This window comes from Micromonospora sp. LZ34 (genome assembly GCF_052981855.1).
In genome coordinates this window covers 148,709-172,332 of record NZ_JBRIQN010000005.1, presented here as the reverse complement: position 1 = coordinate 172,332, position 23,624 = coordinate 148,709, and the positions used below count along the sequence as shown (strand labels likewise).

The 23,624-nt window shown below is 75.1% G+C and carries 19 protein-coding genes and 2 pseudogenes; 8 read left to right on the top strand and 13 right to left on the bottom strand.

The features are described 5' to 3' along the window. Positions 1–143: 143 nt before the first annotated feature. Positions 144–1,241 (bottom strand): annotated as a pseudogene (locus tag ACVCAH_RS08490) (MFS transporter); the annotation flags it as partial. Positions 1,242–1,285: 44 nt separating this feature from the next. Here ACVCAH_RS08490 and ACVCAH_RS08485 point away from each other — a divergent pair. The 3 genes from ACVCAH_RS08485 (at position 1,286) to ACVCAH_RS08475 (ending at position 3,179) form a co-directional block, all read left to right on the top strand. After that, complete coding sequence (locus ACVCAH_RS08485; protein WP_447135613.1) at positions 1,286–2,293, top strand: asparaginase; 1,008 nt, start codon at positions 1,286–1,288, stop codon at positions 2,291–2,293. 21 nt (positions 2,294–2,314) lie between these two features. Next, a complete protein-coding gene (locus ACVCAH_RS08480) occupies positions 2,315–2,557 on the top strand; it encodes a DUF5522 domain-containing protein (RefSeq protein ID WP_447135489.1) in 243 nt (80 codons plus the stop codon). A gap of 73 nt (positions 2,558–2,630) precedes the next feature. Next, on the top strand, positions 2,631–3,179 hold the full coding sequence (locus ACVCAH_RS08475; RefSeq protein WP_447135488.1) for a hypothetical protein: 549 nt from the start codon (positions 2,631–2,633) through the stop codon (positions 3,177–3,179). Between the two features lie 83 nt (positions 3,180–3,262). On the opposite strand, the gene ACVCAH_RS08470 is transcribed toward ACVCAH_RS08475, so the two are convergent. Further along, positions 3,263–3,952, bottom strand: coding sequence for a metal-dependent transcriptional regulator (locus ACVCAH_RS08470; RefSeq protein WP_447135487.1), 690 nt, complete (start codon positions 3,950–3,952; stop codon positions 3,263–3,265). Between the two features lie 101 nt (positions 3,953–4,053). On the opposite strand from ACVCAH_RS08470, the gene ACVCAH_RS08465 reads away from it, so the two are divergent. Genes ACVCAH_RS08465 through ACVCAH_RS08455 form a run of 3 tightly spaced genes read left to right on the top strand, consistent with a single transcriptional unit; the run spans position 4,054 to position 8,716 of the window. Further along, positions 4,054–4,911: a sulfurtransferase gene (locus tag ACVCAH_RS08465; RefSeq protein WP_447135486.1), complete on the top strand. Its 858-nt coding sequence runs from the start codon at positions 4,054–4,056 to the stop codon at positions 4,909–4,911. A 48-nt stretch (positions 4,912–4,959) separates the two neighbouring features. After that, positions 4,960–6,141, top strand: coding sequence for an acetoin utilization protein AcuC (locus tag ACVCAH_RS08460; protein WP_447135485.1), 1,182 nt, complete (start codon positions 4,960–4,962; stop codon positions 6,139–6,141). 19 nt (positions 6,142–6,160) lie between these two features. Further along, positions 6,161–8,716: a bifunctional acetate--CoA ligase family protein/GNAT family N-acetyltransferase gene (locus tag ACVCAH_RS08455; protein WP_447135612.1), complete on the top strand. Its 2,556-nt coding sequence runs from the start codon at positions 6,161–6,163 to the stop codon at positions 8,714–8,716. 3 nt (positions 8,717–8,719) lie between these two features. On the opposite strand, the gene ACVCAH_RS08450 is transcribed toward ACVCAH_RS08455, so the two are convergent. The 4 genes from ACVCAH_RS08450 to sigB all read right to left on the bottom strand — a co-directional run bounded on the left by ACVCAH_RS08450 (position 8,720) and on the right by sigB (position 11,137). Further along, positions 8,720–9,127: a VOC family protein gene (locus ACVCAH_RS08450; protein ID WP_447135484.1), complete on the bottom strand. Its 408-nt coding sequence runs from the start codon at positions 9,125–9,127 to the stop codon at positions 8,720–8,722. Then, positions 9,124–9,630: an SRPBCC family protein gene (locus tag ACVCAH_RS08445; protein WP_447135483.1), complete on the bottom strand. Its 507-nt coding sequence runs from the start codon at positions 9,628–9,630 to the stop codon at positions 9,124–9,126. The genes ACVCAH_RS08450 and ACVCAH_RS08445 overlap by 4 nt, the downstream gene beginning before the upstream one ends. Further along, positions 9,627–9,995: an ArsR/SmtB family transcription factor gene (locus ACVCAH_RS08440; RefSeq protein ID WP_447135482.1), complete on the bottom strand. Its 369-nt coding sequence runs from the start codon at positions 9,993–9,995 to the stop codon at positions 9,627–9,629. The genes ACVCAH_RS08445 and ACVCAH_RS08440 overlap by 4 nt, the downstream gene beginning before the upstream one ends. Positions 9,996–10,120: 125 nt before the next feature. Next, the gene (gene sigB / locus ACVCAH_RS08435) at positions 10,121–11,137 is read right to left on the bottom strand and encodes an RNA polymerase sigma factor SigB (RefSeq protein WP_447135481.1); all 1,017 of its coding nucleotides are present in this window, start codon (positions 11,135–11,137) and stop codon (positions 10,121–10,123) included. A gap of 245 nt (positions 11,138–11,382) precedes the next feature. On the opposite strand from sigB, the gene ACVCAH_RS08430 reads away from it, so the two are divergent. Continuing rightward, positions 11,383–12,171: a sporulation protein gene (locus ACVCAH_RS08430; RefSeq protein ID WP_447135480.1), complete on the top strand. Its 789-nt coding sequence runs from the start codon at positions 11,383–11,385 to the stop codon at positions 12,169–12,171. Between the two features lie 36 nt (positions 12,172–12,207). Here ACVCAH_RS08430 and ACVCAH_RS08425 read toward each other — a convergent pair whose 3' ends face one another. From ACVCAH_RS08425 to ACVCAH_RS08395, 7 genes and pseudogenes are all read right to left on the bottom strand, one after another. Beyond that, positions 12,208–13,005, bottom strand: a complete 798-nt coding sequence (locus tag ACVCAH_RS08425; protein ID WP_447135479.1) for a transcriptional regulator TrmB — start codon at positions 13,003–13,005, stop codon at positions 12,208–12,210. A 310-nt stretch (positions 13,006–13,315) separates the two neighbouring features. Then, a complete protein-coding gene (locus ACVCAH_RS08420) occupies positions 13,316–17,011 on the bottom strand; it encodes a S8 family serine peptidase (protein ID WP_447135478.1) in 3,696 nt (1,231 codons plus the stop codon). 84 nt (positions 17,012–17,095) lie between these two features. Then, entirely contained in the window at positions 17,096–17,518 is a 423-nt protein-coding gene (dtd, locus tag ACVCAH_RS08415) for a D-aminoacyl-tRNA deacylase (protein WP_447135477.1), read from the bottom strand. Further along, on the bottom strand, positions 17,518–19,002 hold the full coding sequence (locus tag ACVCAH_RS08410; RefSeq protein ID WP_447135476.1) for a DUF7782 domain-containing protein: 1,485 nt from the start codon (positions 19,000–19,002) through the stop codon (positions 17,518–17,520). The genes dtd and ACVCAH_RS08410 overlap by 1 nt, the downstream gene beginning before the upstream one ends. 173 nt (positions 19,003–19,175) lie before the next feature. Then, positions 19,176–20,225 (bottom strand): annotated as a pseudogene (locus ACVCAH_RS08405) (ABC transporter ATP-binding protein); the annotation flags it as partial. After that, positions 20,225–21,757, bottom strand: a complete 1,533-nt coding sequence (locus ACVCAH_RS08400) for an ABC transporter permease (RefSeq protein WP_447135475.1) — start codon at positions 21,755–21,757, stop codon at positions 20,225–20,227. The pseudogene ACVCAH_RS08405 and the gene ACVCAH_RS08400, both read right to left, overlap by 1 nt. Before the next feature lie 65 nt (positions 21,758–21,822). Then, a complete protein-coding gene (locus ACVCAH_RS08395; RefSeq protein ID WP_447135474.1) occupies positions 21,823–22,881 on the bottom strand; it encodes an iron ABC transporter substrate-binding protein in 1,059 nt (352 codons plus the stop codon). Between the two features lie 149 nt (positions 22,882–23,030). On the opposite strand from ACVCAH_RS08395, the gene ACVCAH_RS08390 reads away from it, so the two are divergent. Then, positions 23,031–23,621, top strand: coding sequence for an HhH-GPD-type base excision DNA repair protein (locus tag ACVCAH_RS08390; protein ID WP_447135473.1), 591 nt, complete (start codon positions 23,031–23,033; stop codon positions 23,619–23,621). Positions 23,622–23,624 lie beyond the last annotated feature (3 nt).

Genomic DNA, 23,624 nt, shown 5'->3' with positions numbered 1-23,624 from the left:
ACAGCGCCGGCCGCAGCCCGAGCTGGCTGCCCAGGGTGCCGCCGACCAGCGCGCCGAGCGGGATTACCCCGAAAGCAGATCCAGAGGAACGCCGCGTTGACCCGGCCGAGCAGCTCGGGCGGGGTGATCCGCTGCCGGTAGGTCATCGCCGCCACGTTGAACAGCACCGCGTTGGCGGAGAACGCGGCCAGGCCCACCCCGTAGAGCAGCACCCCCCAGCCCGGCTGCGCGAGCGGCATGAGCAGGTAGAGCGGGCCGGGGGCCGCCATCGCCACCCAGATCACCCGGGCGGACCCGAGCCAGGCGGTCAGCCGGGCGGCGAGCGCGCCGACCACCAGCCCGCCCACCGCGCTGACCGAGAAGACCAGCCCGACCAGCGTCGGCGAGGCGTGCAGCTCTCGCAGCATGAAGACCACCTCGATGGAGCCGGACGCCATCACGAAGAAGTTCGACGTGGTGGTGCAGGCCAGGATCGCCACCAGGATCCGCTGGCGGCGGATGAAGCCGAGGCCGCCGGTGAGTTCCGCGCGCAGCGGACGCCGCTCGCCCGGCGGACGGGCCGCGGGGCGGTGCCGGACCAGCAGCAGCGTCACCGCGCTGAGCAGGAAGGTCGAGCCGGTGGCCAGGAAGGTCTTCGCGGCGCCGACCAGCCCGACCAGGACGCCGCCGATCGTCGGGCCGACCAGTTCGGCGGAGTCCTGGCTGATGGTGAGCTTCGCGTTGCCGTCCAGCAACTGCTCGGCCGGCACCAGCTGCGGCAGCAGGCTCTTGTACGCCACCGTGAAGAACACGGTGAGCACGCCGGAGAGGCCGACCACGGCGTACAGGAAGGCCAGGGTGAGCTGCCCGACCAGGGCGACCACCGGCACCGATAGCAGCAGCGCCGCCCGGCCCAGGTCGCAGGCGATCATCAGCCGGCGCTGGTCGACCCGGTCGGCGAGGATCCCCGCCGGCAGCGAGAAGAGCAGGTACGGCAGCCAGGCGAGGAAGGTCAGCAGGGAGACCTGGAAGACGCTGGCGCCGAGAGTGCCCGCGGCGAGCAGCGGCACCGCCACGCCGGAGATCCGGGTGCCGAGTTCGGCGACCGTCTGGCCGCCCCACAGCAGACCGAAGTCCCGGCTGCGCCAGAGCGGTGCGGCGGTGGCCGCCTCGGCAGGCGGCACCAGTTGCTGCGTCACGTGCTGTCCTCGCTGTCGGGCATCGCGCCAGCCTGCCCGCCCGCCCCGGCCCGTGCCAGCCATTTCCGGCCGGGCCGGTACGGTCGGTGGGCCGCAGAGCCGCGGCGCTGACGGGAGGTCCGCACGTGTCCATCGCCCTGTTCACCCTCGGCGGCACGATCGCGATGGGCGGGGTGGACCCCGGCCGGCCCGGGGTGGTCGCCCGGCTGACCGGAGCGGATCTCACCGCCGCCGTGCCCGGGCTCGCCGACCTCGACCCGCCGCTGGACGTGCGGGACGCCCTCGCGGTGCCCAGCGCCCACCTGACGTACCGCCAGCTGCTCGACGTGGTCGACGCCGCCGGCCGAGCGGTGACCGCCGGCGCCACCGGCGTGGTGGTCACCCAGGGCACCGACACGCTGGAGGAGACGGCGTTCCTGGCCGACCTGGTCTGGCCGCACGACGCGCCGCTGGTCTTCACCGGCGCCATGCGCAACCCGACCCTGGCCGGCCCGGACGGGCCAGCGAACCTGCTGGCCGCGGCCCGGGTGGCGGCCGCGCCGGCGGCCCGGGGCCTGGGCGTGCTGGTCGCCGTCAACGACGAGGTGCACGCCGCCCGCTGGGTACGCAAGACGCACAGCACCAGCACGGCCACCTTCGCCTCGCCGAACACCGGCCCGCTCGGGCACGTGATCGAGGGGCGGGTACGCCTGCTGGTCCGACCGGAGCGGCCGGCGCCGCTGCCACCGGTCGACCCGGCCCGGCTGGACGCCACCCGGGTCGCCCTGCACACGGTGGCCCTGGACGACGACGGGCTGCTCCTCGACGGTGTCGCCGGCACCCACCACGGGCTGGTCGTCGCGGGCTTCGGCGTCGGGCACGTCCCCGCCACGCTCGCCCCGGCGCTCGGCGCCCTGGCCGAGCGGATCCCGGTGGTGCTCACCTCGCGCTCCGGGGCCGGTTCGGTGCTCCGGAACACCTACGGGGCGGTCGGTTCGGAGACCGACCTGCGGCGGCGCGGGCTGCTGGACGGCGGGCTGCTCGACCCGTACAAGGCGAAGGTGCTGCTCCGGCTGCTGCTCGCGGCGGGTGCGGGCCGGGACACCATCGCCGCCGCCCTGGCCCGGCACGGCTGACGGCGTCTCTAGACTGCCCCGGTGACCGGAGAGCGACGACCGTTGGCGGCCCGGCCGCTGACCGAGCCGCACCCGTCCCGGTTGCCGCCCGAGCACCCCGACCGGGACCGGATCCTCGCCGCGCACGCCGCCGCGCTGGCCGCCGGTGAGGCCGGCTACCTCGACCCGGCCACCGGTCTCTTCGTGCTCAGCGCCGGTTTCCTGGCCCGCCGTGGCACCTGCTGCGGCCGCGGCTGCCGGCACTGCCCGTACCTGGACGATTGAGGGCTTCCGCCCGGACGGGCGAGCCCGTACGGTGTCCGGCGGGCACGTCGGGTCGGACATCGGAGGAGTAATCGTGCACGGGCGGAGCGTGGTCGCCGGCGTGGCCGTGCTGCTGGTGGCGGGCTGCGCCGCCGAGGCGGAACCGGTGGCGGTGCCGCCCCCGGCGCCGATCTCGATCGACGTGCCGGCGGCCTCGTCCGGCGGGGCGTGCCGGCTGCTCGACTTCGCGGTGATCGAGGAGCACGCGCAGGTCCGCTTCGACGTGGCGGCGGCCAGTGCGCGCGGCGACAGTCACACCTGCGTGGTGCGTTCCGGAACGGCGAGCCTGCCCGAGTTGACGCTCACCGTCAGCAAGACGTCGATCGACGCGGCCACGTTCACCGAGGATGTGGTGCCGGAGAAGGCGGCCAAGGTCTCCGGGCTCGGCCAGAAGGCGTACCGGCGGACCAGCGCCGCCGCCGACGGTCACGGCCCGGTGGCGGAGGTGGGCTGGCTGGCCGGCGGGGGGCGGCTGGCCACCCTGCGCTGGACCAGCCCGAGGGGCACCGACCGGGGTGCGGTCGACGACCTCGTCGACGGGCTGGTCGCGCTTGCCAAAAAGGTCGACACCCGGGCCCTGTGACCGACGGCGGTGCCGCCGCCACGGGCGGGCGAAGCCCGGCGGCCCAGGGCGCACCCGCCGGCAACGGCCGGGGAGTGGGCCCGTCAGCCGGCCGCGACGAAGACCCGCGAGGCGACCTCGCGGGGCAGCCGGATCCGGCCGCCGTCGCGGTCGATGGAGACCCCGTCGCGTTCCTGCGCCACGGTCACCGTGGCGCCCGGGTCGACGCCGGCGGCGTGCAGCTGGCGCAGCACGTCGGCGTTGGTCTGCACGCTCTCGCAGATCCGCCGCACCACCACCGGCCCGGTCAGGCCGGGGAACGCCAGGTTGCGCTCACCCTCGGCCGGCTCGGTGGCCTGCGGCTCGGGGGAGCCCAGCTCCTCCAGCCCCGGGATGGGGTTGCCGTAGGGCGAGCGGGTGGGCCGGTTGAGCAGGTCGTAGACCCGCTTCTCGACCGCGTCGCTCATCACGTGCTCCCACCGGCAGGCCTCGTCGTGGGCCTCCTCGTAGGGCATCCCGATCACGTTGACCAGCAGCAGCTCGGCCAGCCGGTGCTTGCGCATCACCGAGACCGCGGTGGCCCGGCCCTGTGCGGTGAGCGCCAGGTGCCGGTCGCCCTCGACCGTGAGCAGGCCGTCGCGCTCCATCCGGGCGACGGTCTGGCTGACGGTCGGGCCGCTCTGCCGCAGCCGTTCGGCGATCCGGGCGCGCAGCGGCGGCACCCCCTCCTCCTCGAGCTCGAGGATGGTGCGCAGGTACATCTCGGTCGTGTCGACCAGGTCGTGAGACTTCATATCGTCAGCGGCCCTCCGGTGCTCGATGCTACCCCGGACCTCCGACGATTGACCGCCGCCGAACCGTGTGACGGCTGCCCGGATGGTGTTCACTGGACGCCATGTCCGGTACCGACGATCTTCTGGTCGAACCCGACCGGCTCGCCGCCGAGCTCGACCGCGCCGACCCGCCCACCCTGCTGGACGTCCGCTGGCGGCTCGCCGGCCCGCCCGGCCGGGACGACTACGCGGCCGGGCACCTGCCCGGCGCGGTCTTCGTCGATCTGGACACCGACCTCTGCGGGCCGCCCGGCGCCGCCGGCCGGCACCCGCTGCCCGACCCGGCCGCGTTGCAGGCGGCGCTGCGGGCCGCCGGCGTCCGCACCGGCCATTCCGTGGTGGTGTACGACAGCGGCGACGGCATGGCCGCCGCGCGGGCCTGGTGGACGCTGCGCTGGGCCGGCCACCGCGAGGTGCGGCTGCTGCACGGCGGCTTCCCGGCCTGGGCGGCGGCGGGGCAGCCCGTCTCGACCGAGGCGCCCGCCCCGCCCCCCGGCGACGTCACCGTCCGGCCGGGCGAGCTGCCGGTGCTCGACGCGGGCGCGGCGGCCCGGCTCGCCGCCGGTGACGGCGTGCTGCTGGACGTGCGGGCCGCGCCCCGCTACCGGGGCGAGACGGAGCCGATCGACCCGGTGGCCGGGCACGTGCCGGGCGCGGCGAACCTGCCCGCCCCGGAGTACGTCGGCCCGGACGGGCGGTTCCCGGCCGCCGACGCGCTGCGCGAGCGGTTCGCCGCCGCGGGCGTCGGCGCGGACCGCCCGGTCGGGGCGTACTGCGGCTCCGGGGTGACCGCGGCGCAGGCGGTGCTCGCCCTGCACCTGGCCGGCCGGCCGGACGCGGCGCTCTACGTCGGCTCGTGGAGCAACTGGATGGCCGACCCGGCCCGTCCGGTGGCCACCGGGGCGACACCCGGCGCGTGAGCAGCGCGTGCGACGGGGGCGCGCCGGTCCTCGTGCGACGATGAGGCCATGTCCGACGAGACAGTGGTGGTGTGGGACGAGTCGCTGCTCGCCTACGACATGGGTGACCACCCGCTGGACCCGGTCCGGGTCGAGCTGACCATCGCGCTCGCCCGTGAGCTGGGCGTCCTGCAACGCCCCGGGGTGCGGCTGGTCAAGCCGGAACCGGCCGACGACGCGCTGCTGACCCGGGTGCACGACCCGCGCTACGTGGAGGCGGTGCGGGCGGCGCCGAGCGACCCGCTCTTCGCGGGGTTCGGGCTGGGCACCTCGGACAATCCGGTCTTCCCGGGGATACACGAGTCCAGCGCGCTGGTCGCCGGCGCGAGCGTGGCCGCCGCCGAGGCGGTCTGGCGGGGCGAGGCCCGCCGCGCGGTCAACGTGGCCGGTGGGCTGCACCACGCGATGCCGGCCCGGGCCGCCGGCTTCTGCGTCTACAACGACCCCGCGGTGGCCATCGCCCGCCTGCTCGACCTGGGCGCCGAGCGGATCGCGTACGTGGACGTGGACGTGCACCACGGCGACGGGGTGCAGCAGATCTTCTGGGACGACCCGCGGGTGCTCACGGTCAGCCTGCACGAGACCCCGCTCGCGCTCTTCCCCGGCACCGGATTCCCCGACGAGACCGGCGGCCCGGAGGCGGTGGGGACCGCGGTCAACGTGCCCCTGCCGCCGGGCGTCGACGACGCCGGCTGGCAACGGGCGTTCCACGCGATCGTGCCCTCGGTGCTGCGCGCGTTCCGGCCGCAGCTGCTGGTCACCCAGTGCGGCGCGGACGGGCACCGGCTCGACCCGCTGGCCGACCTGCACCTGTCCGTGGACGGGCAGCGGGCCACCTACCTGGCCCTGCGGGCGCTCGCCGACGAGCTCTGCGAGGGCCGCTGGGTGGCCACCGGCGGCGGTGGGTACGCGCTGGTCGAGGTGGTGCCCCGGGCGTGGACCCACCTGCTGGCGATCGCCACCGGCGCGCCGGTCGAGCCGGCCACGCTGACCCCGCCGGCCTGGCGGGAACTGGCCACCGCGCGCCGTCCCGGTCGGCAGGTGCCGCTGCGGATGACCGACGACGTCGACCCCGCGTACGAGCCGTGGCAGCCGACCGGCGAGCCGACCGCGGTGGACCGGGCCATCGCGGCGACCCGCAAGACGGTCTTCCCGCTGTGCGGGCTCGACCCGCACGACCCCCGTGACTGAACCGGCCGCCGCCGGGCCGGTGGCGACCGCGCCCCAACCGGTGGACGTGCTGCTCAGCGACGGCACCACCGTCCAGCTGCGACAGATCCGCCCGGCGGACGCCCCGGACATCGTGGCGATGCACTCGCGGTTCTCCGAGCGCACCCGCTATTTGCGCTACTTCTCGCCGTACCCGCGAATCCCCGAGCGCGACCTGCAACGCTTCGTCAACGTCGACCACCGCGACCGGGAGGCGTTCGTGGTGCTGGCCGGCGAGCGGATGGTCGCCGTGGGCCGCTACGAGCGGCTCGGCCCGGCGGCGCCCGAGGCCGAGGTCGCCTTCGTGGTCGAGGACGCCTACCAGGGCCGGGGGATCGGCTCGGTGCTGCTGGAGCACCTGGCCGACGCGGCCCGCCGGATCGGCATCGTCAGCTTCGTCGCCGAGGTGCTGCCGGCCAACGGCGCCATGCTGCGGGTCTTCTCCGACTTCGGCTACCAGGTGCAGCGCGAGTTCGCCGACGGCGTGGTGCACCTGAGCTTCCCCATCGCGCCCACCGAGGCAACGCTGGAGGTGCAGCGCGGCCGGGAGCACCGCACCGAGGCCCGCTCCATCGCCCGGCTGCTCGCCCCGCGCGGCGTCGCGGTCTACGGCGCCAGCGCCACCGGGCAGGGCGTCGGCGCGGCGGTGCTCGGGCACCTGCGCGACTTCGGCTTCACCGGGTCGGTGGTGCCGGTGCACCCGAGCGCGGCGACGGTCGCCGGGCTGCCCGCGTACCCGTCGGCGGCCGACGCCGGCCTGCCGGTCGACCTGGCCGTGGTGGCGGTGCCGCCCGAGGCGGCGGAGGCGGTGGTCGCCGACGCGGCCGCCGCCGGGGTGCACGGCCTGGTGGTGATTTCCGCCGGGTTCGCCGAGGCCGGTGGAGAGGGCGCGGCCGCGCAGCGGGCCCTGGTCCGCGCGGCCCACGCCGCCGGCATGCGGGTGGTCGGCCCGAACTGCCTGGGCGTCGCCAACACCGACCCGGCGGTACGCCTCAACGCCACCCTCGCGCCGCGGCTGCCGGTGCCCGGCCGGGTGGGCATCTTCAGCCAGTCCGGCGCGTTCGGGGTGGCCCTGCTCGCCGAGGCGGACCGGCGTGGGCTGGGCCTGTCCAGCTTCGTCTCGGCCGGCAACCGGGCCGACGTCTCCGGCAACGACCTGCTCCAGTACTGGCAGGACGACCCGGGCACCGACGTGATCATGCTGTACCTGGAGACGTTCGGCAATCCGCGCAAGTTCGCCCGGTTGGCCCGCCGGATCGGCCGGGACAAGCCGGTGGTGGCGCTCGCCTCGCCGGCCCGCCCGCCCGGCGTCGGCGACACCGCCGGCCCCGACGAGGTCGCGGTGAGCGCGCTGTTCGCCCAGTCCGGCGTGATCCGGGTGGACACCGTGGCCGAACTGCTCGACGTCGGGGTGCTGCTGGCCCACCAGCCGCTGCCGGCCGGCCGGCGGGTCGGGGTGGTCGGCAACTCCTCGGCGCTGACCGGGCTGGCCGCCACCGCCTGCGCCGCCCAGGGGCTGACCGTCGCCGCCGGCTACCCCCGCGACGTCGGCCCGCGCGCCGGGGCGGCCGAGTTCGCCGCCGCGCTCGCCGACACCGCCGCCGACGACCGGGTCGACGCCCTCGTGGTGGTCTTCGCGCCGCCGCTGCCCGGCCAGCTCCCCGACGCCGAGGCGGACTTCACCGCCGCGCTGCCGAGCGCCCTCGCCGCCGGCAAGCCGACCGTGGCGACGTTCCTGGTCGGCCGGGCGCCGGCCGGGGTGCCGGCGTACCCGAGCGTGGAGGAGGCCGTCCGCGCCCTCGGCCGGGTCGCCGCGTACGCCGACTGGCTGCGCCGCCCGCCCGGGGCGCTGCCGGAGCTGCCCGCCGTCGACCGGGAGGCGGCGCAGGCGGCGCTGCGCCCGGAGGCCACCGACCCGGCGGGGCTGCTCGCCGCGTACGGCATCGACGTGGTCGAGTCGGTGCCGGCGCGCTCGGCCGACGAGGCGGTGGCCGCCGCGGCCCGGCTCGGCTACCCGGTGGCGCTCAAGGCGGCCGCTTCCGGCCTGCGGCACCGGCTCGACCTCGGCGCCGTCCGGCTCGACCTGCCCGACCCGGCCGCGCTGCGCCGCGCGTACGCCGAGATGTCGGCGGTCTTCGGCGCGGACGTGCTGGTCCAACCGATGGTCCCGCCCGGCGTGGCCTGCGTGGTGGAGCTGGTGGAGGACCCGGCGTTCGGGCCGGTGGTCGGCTTCGGGCTCGGCGGCGTGGCGACCGAGCTGCTCGGCGACCGGGCCTGGCGGGCCGTGCCGCTGACCGACCTGGACGCCGCCGAGCTGGTCGACGAGCCCCGCGCGGCGCCGCTGCTGCGCGGCCACCGGGGCGCCGCCCCGGTGGACCGGGCGGCGCTGGCCGACCTGCTGCTGCGGGTCGGCCGGCTCGCCGACGAGCAGCCCCGAGTGCGGTCGGCGACGCTGAATCCGGTGCTCGTCCGGCCGGACGGCCTCTCGGTGCTGCACGCCACCGTGCGCACCGGCTCCGCCGCCGACCGCCCGGACACCGGCCCACGCCGGCTGTAGCCGTCAGCCGCGGCTGGAGATCTGCTGGACGCCCCAGGCGTTGCCGTCCGGGTCGGTGAAGAAGACGAAGCCGACGTTGTCCAGCGGGTCCGGCACCGGCCGGGGGTTCTCGCCCACCACCTGGATCTCGCTGACCTCGACGCCCCGCTCGACCAGCTGGGCCCGGGCCTTCCGTAGGTCCGGCACCACCAGCTGGAGGCCCTTCAACGAGCCCGGCGGCATCTGCGGCACCACGCCCTTGCCGATCACGATGGAGCAGCCGGAGCCGGGCGGGGTCAACTGCACGATCCGCGCGTCGTCGCTGATCACGGTGTCGTGGTCGACCGTGAAACCGAGCTGGTCGGCGTAGAACGCCTTGGCCCGCTCGACGTCGGAGACCGGTACGATCACCACTTCCAGGGTCCAGTTCACAGGGTCTCTCCTTGCCTCGTCGTCGTCTCGTGCAGCAGTTCGGCGAGCCGCGCGAAGCTCTCGCCGACACCGCGGGTCATCGGGTAACGCAGCACGGCGTCGCGCCCCTCGGGGGTGGCGTACCGCAGCATGGTGGTGACCGTCGTCCGCCCGACGAGTTCGGTGAACTCGTGGGTGACCAGCGTCTCGCCCGGGTAGGACTGGTCGTCGAAGAGCTCGGTGCAGACCAGCCGGTGTGGCGGCTCGACCGCGCGGTACACCCCGCCCTGGCCCATCCGCTCGCCGTCCGGGCCCGCCGAGACGTAGCGCCAGCGCCCGCCCACCCGCAGGTCCACCTCGCATTCGACCAGCCGCCAGCCGCGTGCGCCGTACCAACGGACGAGCAGCTCCGGGCGGGTGAAGGCGGCGAAGACCAGGTGCGCGGGCGCGTCGAACAGCCGGCTCAGCACGATCTCGCGGTCGCCCGGGGTGGCCACCACCAGCGGGTCGCCGAGGCCGGTCACCGCCCGCCGCCCCGGGTGCCGTCCCGCTGCGGGGGCGTCCGGCCGGCGGCTTGGAGGTCGTCGAGCAGGGCGTCGAGGCGCTGGTAGCTCTCCGCCCAGTAGTCGCGGTAGTTCGCCAGCCAGGCGGTGGCCTCCCGCAGCGGTCCGGCCTCCAGCCGGCAGGGTCGCCGCTGGGCGTCCCGGCCCCGGCTGACCAGTCCGGCGCGTTCCAGCACCTTCAGGTGTTTGGAGATGGCCGGCTGGCTCATCGCGAAGGGCGCCGCCAGCTCGGTCACCGTCGCCTCGCCGGCCGCAAGGCGGGCGAGGATGGCCCGCCGGGTCGGGTCGGCGAGCGCGGCGAAGGTCGCGTCCAGCAGTTCGGCCACCGTAAATAACCTCCTGGTTTCATAACCATTTGGTTTTAGCGTGGATCGGTGGCCAGGTCAAGACCCTCGGCTGTGGACACGCCGCGGCCCCGGCGAACCGCCGGGGCCGCGACACGCACCCACGGTCAGCAGGCGTACGCCTCCAGGCGCTGCGCCCGCTCCGGAGCGCGCAGCTTCAGCAGGGTCACCTTCTCGATCTGCCGGATCCGCTCCCGGGACAGGCCGAACTCCCGCCCCACCTCGTCGAGGGTGCGCTGGCGGCCGTCGTCGAGGCCGAACCGGAGCCGGATCACCGCCTGCTCCCGCTGGGAGAGGGTGGCCAGCACGATGCTCACCTCGTTGCGCAACTCGCCCTGCGCGGCCGCGTCACCCGGCTCGGCGCCCGGGTCGACGGCGGCGACGAAGTCGCCGAGCGCGCTCTCGCCGTCCTCGCCGACCGCCTGGTCCAGGCTGACCGGCTCCCGGTCGTACGAGATCAGCTCGATGACCTGGAACTCCGGGATGTCCAGCGCCCGGGCGACCTCGGCGACGGTCGGCTCGCGGCCCAGCGTCACCGACAGCTCGCGGCGGGCCCGGACCATCCGGTTGACCTGCTCGACCATGTGCACCGGGATGCGGATGGTGCGGGCCTGGTCGGCCATGGCGCGGGTGATGGCCTGGCGGATCCACCAGGTGGCGTAGGTGGAGAACTTGTAGCCCTTGGCGTAGTCGAACTTCTCGACCGCGCGGATCAGGCCGAGGTTGCCCTCCTGGATCAGGTCGAGGAAGGCCATGCCACGGCCGGTGTACCGCTTGGCGATGCTGACCACCAGGCGCAGGTTCGCCTCGAGCAGGTGGTCCTTGGCGGCGCGGCCCTCGGCGGCGACCAGTTCCAGATCGGCCCGCAGCGCCGCGGAGACCGGGGTGCAGGTGGCCAGCTTCTCCTCGGCGAAGAGTCCGGCCTCGATCCGCTTGGCCAGGTCGACCTCCTGCGCGGCGGTGAGCAGCTTGGTGCGGCCGATTCCGTTCAGGTATGCCCGGACCAGGTCCGTGGAGACGCCGCGCTCGTCGGTGGCGTCCAGGTCGGTCAGGGTGTCGGTGCCGTGCTCGGCCTCGATGGTGCCGGCCGGGCGCATCCGGTGCTCCGTCATCTGCAGGGCCATCTCTTCTCCCCGTGTCCACGTCTGTGCCGCTCGTCCGGCCCAGTGGTGCCGGTGTGACACACAGCTTGGCGGGCGGGGCGTGAAACGGGAGTGAGGCGATCGGGGAACCGACACCAATCTCGCCGGAAACGTCGGCTGCCGGGGGTGTGTCGGCCGGTGGCGGTTGCCGGGCCCGGTTACCGTGCCAGCGGTCGGCCAGCGGGGCCGATCGCGCCGGCCGGCGCGGACAGGCAACGGAGGGCGTCGTGGTCTTCAAGCGGCTCATGCAGGCGATGGGCGTGGGTGGCCCGTCGGTGGAAACCGTGCTGGCGAACCCCAACTGCCGCCCCGGCGGCCAGTTGGAGGGCACCGTCCACGTGGCCGGCGGCGACCACCAGGTCGACGTCAGCTACGTGGCGCTGGGCCTGGTCACCCGGGTCGAGGTGGAGAGCGGCGACAACGAGTACAACACCACCCAGGAGTTCCACCGCCAGCGGGTGACCGGCACGTTCCGGCTGGAGCCGGGGCAACGCCACGACATCCCGTTCCGCTTCGACGTGCCCTGGGAGACCCCGGTCACCGAGCTGTACGGGCAGCACCTGCACGGGATGACGATGGGGCTGCGTACCGAGCTGGAGGTGGCCCGGGCGGTCGACAAGGGCGACCTGGACGCGGTGGCGGTGCACCCGCTGCCGGCCCAGGAGCGGCTGCTGGAGGCGCTGCTGCGGCTCGGCTTCCGGTTCAGCCGCGCCGACGTGGAGCGGGGCCACATCTACGGCGTACGGCAGACCCTGCCGTTCTACCAGGAGATCGAGTTCTACCCGCCGCCGCAGTACGCCCGCGCGATCAACCAGCTGGAGGTGACCTTTGTCGCCGACCCGCGGCAGATGCAGGTGGTGCTGGAGCTGGACAAGCGCGGTGGGCTGCTCACCGAGGGGCGGGACGCGTTCGGCCGGTTCACCGTCGACTACGCCACGATGGACCGCACCGACTGGGTTGCCCAGCTGGACGGCTGGCTGCGCCAGTCGATGCAGCGCCGGGGTCTCTTCTTCTGACCGCGCCGGCCGGCTCGCCCGCTCGGAGCCGGCCGGTCAGGTCCACCCGTGCCGCGCGGCGTGCCAGCCGAGCTGCATCCGGGTCTCCACGCCGGCGAGGTCCATCAGATGGCGCAGCCGCCGTTGCAGGGTCCGCAACGACAGGTCGAGCTGGGCGGCGACGACCTGGTCGGTGAGCCCGGACAGCAGCAGCGCCAGGATCCGGCGGTCCAGCTCGCTCGGCTCGGTGCCGCCGTCGCCGTCGGGGCGCTCGGTCACGCCACCGGCGGCGGTCAGGTCGAGCGGGTGGGCGTCCCGCCAGACGATCTCGAACAGCGCGTCCATCGCCGCCAGCAGCCCGGTGCGGTGCAGCAGCACCGCACCGGGCTCGCCCCCGGGGGTGGCGGTCAGCGGCACCAGGGCGAGCTCCGTGTCGGCCAGGATCAGCTTGATCGGCAACGAGTCGACCACCCGCACCTGGACGCCGTCACGCAGCGACTCCAGGGTCTCGGCGACCACCCCCGGCTCGGCGAGCGTCGGGCGGTCGATCACCACCCGGAACCGGACGCCCTGGTTCACCGCCACCGACTCCACCGCGTTGGCGCCCGGCGGCACGGCGATGAAGGGTGTGGTGACGAAGCTGCGGACCTCGGTCCGGGCGGCGTGCTGCACCTGGGCGAACCGGTGGCGGACGGCCTCCACGCCGGTGATCACCTCGATCAGTTCGTCGATGGCCCGGCCGGCGATCGCGCCACGGTGCTCCTCGGCGAGCGTGACCAGTGCCAGTTCGGCGCTGCGCAGGGCGCTGCGCTGCTCGCTGATCAGCGCCCCGAGCGCGACCGCGGGCGGCGCCACCGAGAACCCGTCGTCCGGCCCGCACTTGACCAGCCCGGACGCGGCCAGGTGGGACAGCGCCGCGTCGACCGCCTCGACCGGCAGCCGCAGGGCATCGGCGAGTTCGGCCCTACCGGCCTGTCCCGGCGGACCAGCAGCCCGTAGACCGCCTCGTCGTCCGGGCCCAGACCCAACGCGCCGAGCATCGCTGGCCGCCTCCCTCCGCCGCTGACGGCACGGCGAGTATGGGCCATCTTGATGGATCTTGAACAGGGGGTGGTGCCCGGCGGGGCCCCGGGACGGTGCCGGTCCCAGGACCCCGCCGGCCCCCTCACCGCAGGCCGTACGCCCGGATGAGCTCCTGCCGGATGCCGAAGCCGGCGTCCGTCTTCGCGGCGGCGCGCACCGAGACGAAGCCGCCCGGCTGCTTCGGCAGCTTGAGCGAGCCGGTCCACCGGTCGTCGGCGCCCCGGCTCAGGGTCACCCGCTGCCAGCTGCCGCCGTCGTCGTACGAGACCTCCAGCTCGACCGAGGTGACCGTGCCGGTGCCGGTGCCGCCCGGCTGCGGTCCCGCCTTGACGCTGATCTGCTGGCTGGTGCCCGCCTTGACGTCGCCCCGCAGGTCCGTCTCCAGCGCGTAGTCGAGCTGGAGCAGCGCGAACGGGACGAAGGTGTCCGCCTCGTTCGAGCTGGAGACGAAGTCCCACTCGGTGTGCGTGCGGGTGGACAGTCGCCACTCCTCTGCCGGCCGCGAGGCGTCCAGCACCAGGCGGTAGGGCAGGGTGCCGGCGGGCACCGCCTTCCACTGCAGATCGGAGTAGTGGCGGTTCTCGTGCAGCAGGATGTCGCCCTGGTACAGCTTGACGGTGGTCGGCACCGACCCCCAGTCCAGGTTGCCGCCGTGCTCCAGGATGTCGTCCGACGGGCTCCAGGCCTGCACGTTGAGGGTCATGAAGTCCCGGTACCGGCTGTTGCGGACCGCGAACGCCCGGTTGAAGGCCGGCCGGACGGCCGGTGCGAACCAGTCCAGCCGGGTCGTCGTGCCCTTGGCGTACGTGTTCAGGTACGCGGTGTCCGTCCAGGAGCCCTGGTCGTGCACCTCGTGCCAGACCATGTCCGGGGTGACCCACTCGGTGCGGGTGCCCGGGTGCCACTCGCTCTCCCGGAAGCCGAACGCGGGGCTGAAGGGCATGTCGTACCGGTAGCCGGCGCCCGCGGTGTCCTTCACGGCGTGGTAGCGGGCGTCGATCCGGGCCAGGTCGTCGCGGCCCGGGTGGTAGGTGAGCGGCTGGTCCGGCACCTGTCCCGGCCAGACCCGGGTCAGGTCGTAGACGTAGGTGGCGTACGGCACCCGGGCGACGGTGAGCTTCGGCGTCCCGGCCCGGACCGCCTCGATCAGTCGCTTCCCGGCCTCCTGGTGCACGGTGGCGACCGGGATCGGGGACTCGCCGACGTACTCGTTGAGGATGCCGGGGCCGTCGTTGACGACCAGCAGCAGCTTCGCCCCGGCGGCCGCCGCGGCCGCGGCGCGGTCCGCCGCGCCGATCGCGTCGCTGCGGGTCACCACCGCGACCCTGCCCTTCGCGTCGACGTCCGCGTACTCGGCCGGCGTGCCGGTGCCGGCGTGGACCGGGCGCAGCGTCTCGCTGCCCGCGGTGAGCGTGCTGCCCGGCTGCACGGTGGCGTCGACCGGCGGCAGGCCGGCGATGCTCAGGCTCAGCATCGGCTCGCCCTTGCGCCACCGGGCCGCCATGGTGAACGACCCCTTAGCGGCCGGCTCGGTCGGCATGACGTAGAGGTCGTCGTAGCGCACCGGCAGTTGGTAGGCCTGGCGGAAGCTGTCACCGTCGGCGTACCGCATCTCGAAGTCGAGCTTGCGCTGCCGGTCCTCGGTGCGCTGCGGCGTGGTGGTGTCGAGCAGCCGGGCGCGGCTGGCGTCGAGCACCACCTCGGCGGCCCGGTCGAGCACCGTCTCCGGGTCGACCAGCAGGGCGAAGCCGAGGCGATCCGGCCCCTCACCCGGGACGTCCAGCGCCGCCTCCACGGTGTACGTGCCCGGCGGCAGCCGCAGCGTCCGCTCGCCGTCGACCGGGTACTGCCACGGGTAGAAGTCGCCGGCCCGCTTCACCACCACCATCGAGCTGGCGGGCTTGCCGTCCCGGCCGGTCAGCGTGATGGTCAAGTCGTACCGCTCGTCCTCCTTGAGCAGGGCGAGCGCGGTACGGGTGACCGGCGTGCCGGTGGCGGCGTCGGTGCCGACCAGGTAACCGGTGAGCTGGCCGTGGGCGTCCGTCCGCGGTTCACCGATCACCGCGACGTCGGCGCTGCCGCCGGCCGGCACGGTCACCGAGGAGGCGCCGAGCGAGAACGGGCCGGCGCCGGTGAGAGCGAGGTCGAGGGTCACCGCGGTGGCGCCGGAGTTGGTGAAGGTCACCTGCCGGGTCACCGGGGCGTCGGTCGCCTCGTGCGGCCAGTCGAAGGTGCCGAAGAACGCCGAGCCGGTGGCCCGTACGGTGCCGCGCACCGCCGCCGCCACGTCCAGCCGCCCGGTGCCCACCTGGTACGGGTGGTAGCCCTCGGCCAGGCCCTTGGCGCTGCTCATCAGCGCCTCCTTGAGCTGCGGGCCGGACCAGTCCGGGTGGCGCTGGGCGAGGAGCGCCGCCGCTCCCGCCACGTGCGGGGCGGCCATCGAGGTGCCGTCCATGCTCTGGTAGGCGCCCTCGCCGGTGGCGTGCTGCGAGCGGGCCGCGGAGATGCCGACGCCGGGCGCGGTGATGTCCGGCTTCAGCGCGCCGGTGCCCGCCAGCGGGCCGGTGCTGGAGAACCAGGCCAGCTCGTCCTGCTTGTCCACCGCGCCGACGGTCAGCGCGCTCGCGGCGACGCCGGGCGCGCCGATGGTCTGCGGTCCGGCGTTGCCCGACGCGACCACGAAGAGCGTGCCGTGCTGGGCGGTGAGGGTGTTCACCGCGGCCGTCATCGGGTCGGTGCCGTCGGTCAGCGACGCGTCGCCCAGGCTCATGTTGACCACGTCCGCCCCGGACTCGGCGGCCCACTGCATGCCGGCGATGATCCAGGAGTCCTGGCCGTACCCCTCGTCGTCGAGCACCTTGCCGACGATCAGGTCGGCGCCCGGCGCGACGCCCTTGCGGTCGCCGCCGGAGGCCGCCCCGGTGCCGGCGATGGTCGAGGCGACGTGGGTGCCGTGCCCGTGCACGTCCGAGACGTCCTCGCCGGGCACGAAGCTGACCGTCTCGTCGACCTGGTCGGCCAGGTCGGGGTGGCCGGCGTCGATGCCGGTGTCCAGCACCGCGACCGTCGCCCCGGTGCCGTCGTACCCGGCGGCCCACGCCTCGGGGGCGCCGACCTGCGGGACGCTCTCGGCCAGGGTGGCCTTCACCCGCCCGTCGAGCCAGAGCTTCGCGACCCCGCCGCCGAGCGTCGCCCCGGACCGGGCCGGCGCGGGCGCCACGGTGGACCAGAAGGCGCGGGCCTGCTTCTTGTCGGCGGCCAGCGCGGCGCCGGTGATGCTGGGCAGGTCGCGGACGACCTTCGCGCCCCGCGGTGCGGCCGGGCGGCCCGCCCGCGCCTTCGCCGGGGGGTAGGTCGCGATCAGAGGCAGTTCCGCGGTCCGGGCGTCGTCGTAGCCCATCTCGATGAGGTCGGTGACGTTGAACAACCGCCGGTCGAGCCGGTCGCTGCCCAGCAGCGGCAGCGCCTCGTCGGGCAGCACGTACAGGTCGCCGCCGCTCTCCTGGACGCGGACGCCGCCGGTGGCGTGGTCGGGCCGGTCGACGTCGGCGGTGGCCTTGCCGTCGGCGAAGGTGGTCACCGTGACCACGTCACCGGTGATCAGCGTGAGGGTGTGGGTGTCCCTGGCCGCGGTCGGGGTGGCCGGGGTCGGGCCGGCCGCGGTGGCGGGCGCCTGGAGCACGGCGGCGCCGGCCGCGACCAGTCCGACCGCGGCCGCGGCGGCGATCAGCCGCCGTCTCGTCCGGCCGGGGGCGAAGGGCTGTGTGGGGGATGGCATGCGACGGTTCTACCGCCGTCACGCGGCCCGGTGAACAGCTGGCGGCGGCGGAGTCACGCCACGGCGCGACTCCGCCACCGATGGTCAGAGGTCGAGCAGGATGGTGCGCGGACCGACGTTGACGCTCTCCACCAGCATGTGTGCGCGGAACCGGCCGGTCTCGACCTTGGCGCCTCGGGTGCGCAGCGCCTCGACGACCGCGGTCACCAGCGGCTCCGCCACCTCGGCCGGGGCCGCCGCGGTCCAACTCGGACGGCGGCCCTTGCGGGCGTCGCCGTAGAGGGTGAACTGGCTGACCACCAGGATCGGCGCGCCGGTGTCGGCCGCCGACCGCTCGTCGTCCAGAATGCGCAGCTCGTGCACCTTGCGGGCCATCGTGCGCGCGGTCTCCATGGTGTCGGTGTGGGTCACCCCGAGCAGCACCAGCAGCCCGTCGGAGATCTCGCCGACCAGTTCGCCGTCGACGGTGACGCCGGCCCGGCCGACGGTCTGCACCACCGCCCGCATCAGTCGGCCACCGGCTCGACGAAGCCCCGCTCGACCAGGTGCGCCACGATCGGCCCGGCCGCCTCGGCCAGCTCGTCGACGGCGACGTCGTGCGCGGCGGCGAGCAGGGCGAGCTGGTCGCGCAGCGGCAACCGTCCGTCGGCCCCGCCGACCAGGGCCAGCACCAGAGGGTCGATCTCCTCGGTCCAGCGCAGCCCGTGCGGCATGGCGAGCACCTGCCGGTCCACCGCCCAGCCCTCGTCGCCCATGGTCGCCTCCTGCCGCAGCTGGAGACCCTCAGCCGCCCGGTAGCGCGCGGTGAGCAGCCCGTCGGTGCCGCGAGCGCGCAGCCAGTCCTGTCGGTCGAACCAGTCGGCGATCCGGTCGCCCATCGGCGCCTCCACCCGCTGGCGCAGGTCCTCGACCCGGATCACCGGGTCGTCGTGCCCGCCCCGGCGCAGCGACACGATGCCGAAGCCGATCGCCTCCACCTTGTGCGCGTCGAACCAGTCCAGCCAGTCGGCCATCCGCTGCGGGTCGGCGGCCTCGGCGACGTCGGTCAGCCAGAGGCTGACGTACGCCATCGGGTCGGCCACCTCGCGCTGGACCACCCAGGCGTCCAGACCGGTGCCGGCGAACCAGCCGGTGACCCGCTCGGCCCAGTCCTCCCCGGCGACGTGCACCCAGTTCGCCAGGTACTGCATGGTGCCGCCCTCGGTGAGCAGGTGCGGAGCGGCGGCGGCCAGTTCGGCGCCGATGGCGTCGCCGACCCGGCCGGAGTCCCGGTAGACGTGCGTGGTGGTGCCCGGCCCGACCACGAACGGCGGGTTGCTCACCACCAGGTCGAACCGGCGCCCGGCGACCGGGGCGACCAGGTCGCCGCGGAGCAGTTCCCAGTCCTGCCCGTTGAGCGCGGCGGTGGTGGCGGCGAAGCGCAGGGCCCGCTCGGAGACGTCGGTGGCGGTCACCCGGCGGGCGTGGGTGGACAGGTGCAGCGCCTGCACCCCGGAGCCGGTGCCCAGGTCGAGCGCGGTCTCCACCGGCCGCCGGACGGTGGCGCCGATCAGGGTTTGGGTCGCCCCGCCGATGCCGAGCACGTGCTCGGCGTGCAACGGCCGACCGGGCCGGGCGCTGGCCGGCACGTCGGCCAGCACCCACCAGTCGTCGCCGTAGGGCTCCAGGTCCAGGCCCATCCGCAGGCCCTCGCCGTGCCGTTCGACCAGGCCGCCGGCGAGCGCCTCCTCGATCGACAGTGGCGCCAGCGCGGCGGCCACCGCCGCCTCCGGCTCGGTCTGTTCGCAGATGAAGACCCGGATCAGGGTGCCGAGCTGGTCGCGGTCCTCGGTGGCCCGCAGGGCGGCCCGGAAGTCGTTGCGGGCCACCCCGCCGGTGGCCTGCGGGCCCAGCCGGGCGGCGATGCCGTTGCTGGTGAACCCGGCCCGGGTGAGCGCGGTCCGCAGCGCCGTCACCCCGGCGGGGGAGAGCAGCATGTCGTGTTCGTCCACGCCGCCATCCTGCCCCCTGCCGCCGCGACGGGCGGGGCCACCCGCGACATCCGGTGACCAACCGGGCGCCGGCTCGCCGAACCGGCTGCTCGTCGCGGTCAACCGACGCCGACCGGCCCGGAGGATGGCTCCACCCGTACCGCCGGGCCACCGGTCGGCGGCAGGTCGGCGTCGGCGGTCGGAGTGACGCCGGCGTCGCGGGCCGGCCAGGCTCGCACCGGCCCGTGCACGCTCACCGCCACGTCGGCGCCGACCGGCACCGGCGCGGCGTCGTCGAGGATCCGGGCGGTGATCCGGGTGCCGTCGGCCAGCCGCAACCCGACCAGCGCGTCGTGCCCGTGGAAGTCGTGCCGCAGCACCGTCGCGGTGACCGCTCCCGGCGCCGCCCCCAGGCGGATCTGCTCCGGGCGGACCAGCACGGTGACCGGGCCGCCCGGCACCGCGCCGGCGACCGGAACGGTGCCCAGCGCGGTACGGGCCGCGCCGGCCTCGGCCACCGCCGGGAGCAGCACCGCGTCGCCGACGAAGCCGGCCACCCACTCGTCGGCCGGCTCCCGGTAGACGGTGGTCGGCGGGCCGGCCTGGACCACCCGCCCAGCGCGCAGCACCACCACCCGGTCGGCGACCGACAGCGCCTCGCCCTGGTCGTGGGTGACCAGCACCCCGGTCGCCCCGTCGGCGCGCAGCGCCTCGCGTACGTCGTGCCGGAGCCCGGCGCGCAACCCCGCGTCGAGCGCGCTGAACGGCTCGTCCAGCAGCACCACCGAGGGTCGGGGCGCCAGCGCCCGGGCCACCGCCACCCGCTGCTGCTGCCCGCCGGAGAGCTGGTGCGGCATCCGGTCGCCGTACCCGGCCAGCCCGACCAGGGCGAGCACCTCGTCGACCCGGTCGCCGCGGCGGGCCGCCCGGTCCAGGCCGTAGCCGACGTTGGCGGCCACGCTCAGGTGCGGGAAGAGCGCACCCTCCTGCGGCACCACGGCGATCCGGCGGCGGTGCGCGGGCAGGTGCCGGCCGCGGCCGGCGACCGGGGCGCCGTCGATCCGGATCTCCCCGGCGTCGAGCCGTTCGAAGCCGGCCAGGCAGCGCAGCAGGGTGGTCTTGCCACAGCCGGACGGGCCGAGCACCGCGGTCAGCAGCCCGGCCGGCACGGTGAGGTCGACCCCGGCCAGCGCGGTGACCGGGCCGTACCGCTTGACCACGCCGGTCAGCTCGACCTCGCTCATCATCGGTCCTCCTTGTCGAGCAGGCCGCTGCGGGCGACCAGCAGCCAGGTGGGCAGCGCCGAGATGGCCACCAGCAGGGCGGCGTACGGTGCCGCCGCCGCGTACGCGCCGACCGCCGTGCTGGTCCACAGCTCGGTGGCGAGCGTGTCCGTCCCGGTCGGGCGCAGCAGCAGGGTGGCCGGCAGTTCCTTCATGCCGGTGAGGAAGACCAGCGCCGCGCCCGCGCCGATGCCGGGCAGGGTCAGGGGCAGGGTGACCGTGCGCAGCACGGCCAGCGGGCCGCGGCCCAGCGAGCGGGCCACCTCCTCCAGCCCGGGCGGCGACTGGGCGGCCGCCCCGGCCACCGCGCCGACGGCCAGGGGCAGGAAGAGCGTGGCGTAGGCCAGCGCCAGCAGCCAGCGGGTCTGGTAGAGCGGGTACGCCACGTTGATCCCGAAGAAGATCAGCGACAGCCCGATCACCACCCCCGGCAGCGCGTGGGCCAGATAGGCCAGCCGGTCCAGCGCGGTGGCCAGCGGGCCCGGGGCGCGCGCGGTGAGCAGCCCCAGCGGCAGCGCCAGCAGCATGGTCAGCGCGGCGCCGGCCAGCGAGATCCACAGTGAGTTGCCGGCCGCGGTGAGCACCTCGGCCAGCGCACCGGGCCGGGACACCCCGTCGGCCAGCCGCCGGGCCAGGCTCACCGCGGGCACGCCGAGGGCGAGCGCGGCGACCCCGACCAGCGCCGCCAGGGCCGGCCAGCGGGCCGCGCCGAGCCGCAGCCGGCGGGCCGGCCGGCGGGCGCCGCCGAGCCGGGCGTACCGGGCGCCGCGGCGGCGGGTGGCCGTCTCGCCGACCAGCAGCAGCACGGTCAACGCCACCAGCACGCTGGAGAGCACCAGCGCGCCGGTGCGGTCGAAGCCCAGGTCGAAGGCGACGAAGATGGCCCGGGTGAAGGTGTCGGTGCGCAGGATCGACACGGCCCCGAAGTCGGAGAGCACGTAGAGGGCGACCAGCAGCCCGCCGGCCGCGGTGGCCGGCCGGATCTGGCGCAGCGTGACCTCGGTGAAGGTCCGCCAGCCGCCGCGCCCGAGCGAACGGGAGACCTCCTCCTGCGCCGGGTCCGCGCCGCGCAGCGCGGCCGCGACAGGAAGGAAGACGTACGGGTAGCAGCAGAGGGTGAGCACCAGCGCGGCCGGCCAGAACCCGGCCAACCGGGGCGCGGAGGAGACCCAGGCGAAGGCGGCGATGTAGGTGGGAACGGCCAGCGGCAGCGCGGCCAGCACCGCGAAGGCCCGGCGGGCCGGCAGGTCCGTCCGGGTGACCAGCCAGGCGGTGCCGACGCCGAGCAGCACGCTGGCGGCGGTGACCACCGCGGCCAGCCCGAGGCTGCGCAGGGCGAGCAGGCCGACCCGGTCGGTCCACAGCTCGGCCGCGACCCGGTCGAGCCCGGCCTCGACGGTGCGCACCGCGAGGTAGGCCAGCGGGAGCAGGCCCACGGCCACCGCGGCGGTCGAAGCCGCGAGCAGTGCCGGGCGCGGCGCCAGCCGCCGCACCCGGGCACGTACGCCGGAGCGGGCCGGCCGCGGAAGGGCCGGCCCGACGGTGGCGGACGGGCTGGTCAGGGCACCAGCCCCGAATCCTTGATCAGGGTGATGGTGGCCTCGAGAGTGTCGAGGTCGTTCAGGTCGATGTCCGGGGTGTCCAGGTCGGCCAGCGGCGGCACGCCCGCCGGCGCGGCGACGCCGGTCACCACCGGGTACTCGAAGGTCTGCTCGGCGAAGTACGCCTGCGCCTCCGGGCCGAGCAGGTAGTCGACGAACGCCTGGGTGTCCGGGTCCTGCGCGGCGCGCTTGAGCACCCCGACCCCGGCCACGTTGACCAGCGCGCCGGTGTCGCCGCCGGGGAAGAAGTGCAGCTTGGCCTTGAGCGCGTCCGGGGTGGTGCCCTGCTCCTTGGCGACCTCGCCGAGGTAGTAGTGGTTCACCAGGCCGACCGGGATCGCGCCGCTGTTCACGTCCTCGACGATCTTGACGTTGTTGTCCCGGATCTGCGGCTCGTTGGCCTTCAGCCCGGCCAGGAAGTCCTTGGCCCTCTGCTCGCCGTGCTGCACCCGGATCGCGGTGACGAACGCCTGGAAGGAGGCGTTGGTCGGAGCGAGGCCGACCTTGCCCTTCCACTTCGGGTCGGTCAGCTCGAAGACGGACTTCGGCAGCTCGGCGGCGGGCACCAGGTCGGCGTTGTACGCCAGCACCCGGGCGCGGGCGCTGACCCCGACCCACTGGCCGCTGCGGGCCCGGTACTTCTCGGGCACCTTGGCGGTGGCCGTCTCCGGCAGGGTGCTGAACATGTCCTTCTTGGCGACCGCGCCGAGCGCGCCGGCGTCCTGGGCGAAGAACGCGTCGGCCGGGGACCTGCCGCCCTCCTCGGTCAGCTGCGCGGCGAGCTGGGCGGTGGTGGCGTACCGGGTCTGCACGGTGATCCCGGTCCGCTGGCTGAACTTCTCCAGCAGCGGCTTGACCAGTTGCTCGTTGCGCCCGCTGTAGACGGTGATCTTCTTGTCGTTCGGCTTGCCGGGGTCGGCGGAACCCTCGTCGCCGGACCCGCAGGCGACCAGGCCGAACCCGAGCAGACCGGCCGCGACGAGCGTCGCGGCGGACCGGCGGACAGTGACGGACACGAGAACCCCTTCTTCCCGGCCATCGGCGGCCGACGGGGAGAAGTTAGCAGAGGCTAACCTCACTGGGAAACCGTACGCCGATCGGATCGACCCGGCCTACCTGGCGTGTCGGGCGGCCGGGCTCACCCGGTGCGGCCCGATGAGGAAGCATGACTGCCATGACGCTCGCGCTGCCCATCGATCCCGAGGCCAACCGGCTGCTGGCGCGCAGCCCGCTGGCCCTGCTCCTCGGCATGGTCCTCGACCAGCAGGTGCCGATGGAGAAGGCGTTCTCCTCGCCGTACGTGCTGGCCCAGCGGCTCGGGCACGAGCCGGACGCCGCGGAACTGGCCGGGTACGACCCGGAGGCCCTGGTCGCCCTCTTCGCCCAGCCGCCGGCGCTGCACCGGTTCCCGAAGGCGATGGCCGCCCGGGTGCAGGAGGTGTGCCGGGTGCTCGTCGACCGGTACGACGGCGACGCCGCCCGGCTCTGGGCCGACGTCGCCGACGGACGGGAGCTGCTGCGGCGCGTCGCCGACCTGCCCGGCTTCGGCAGGCAGAAGGCGCAGATCTTCGTCGCCCTGCTCGGCAAGCGGTTCGGGGTCACGCCGGAGGGCTGGCGGGAGGCCGCGGGCGGTTACGGCGACGAGGGCGCCCACCGCTCGGTCGCCGACGTGACCGACGCCGACTCGCTGCGGCAGGTGCGCGAGTACAAGCAGCAGATGAAGGCGGCCGCGAAGGCGAAGTCCGCGCAGGGCTGACGC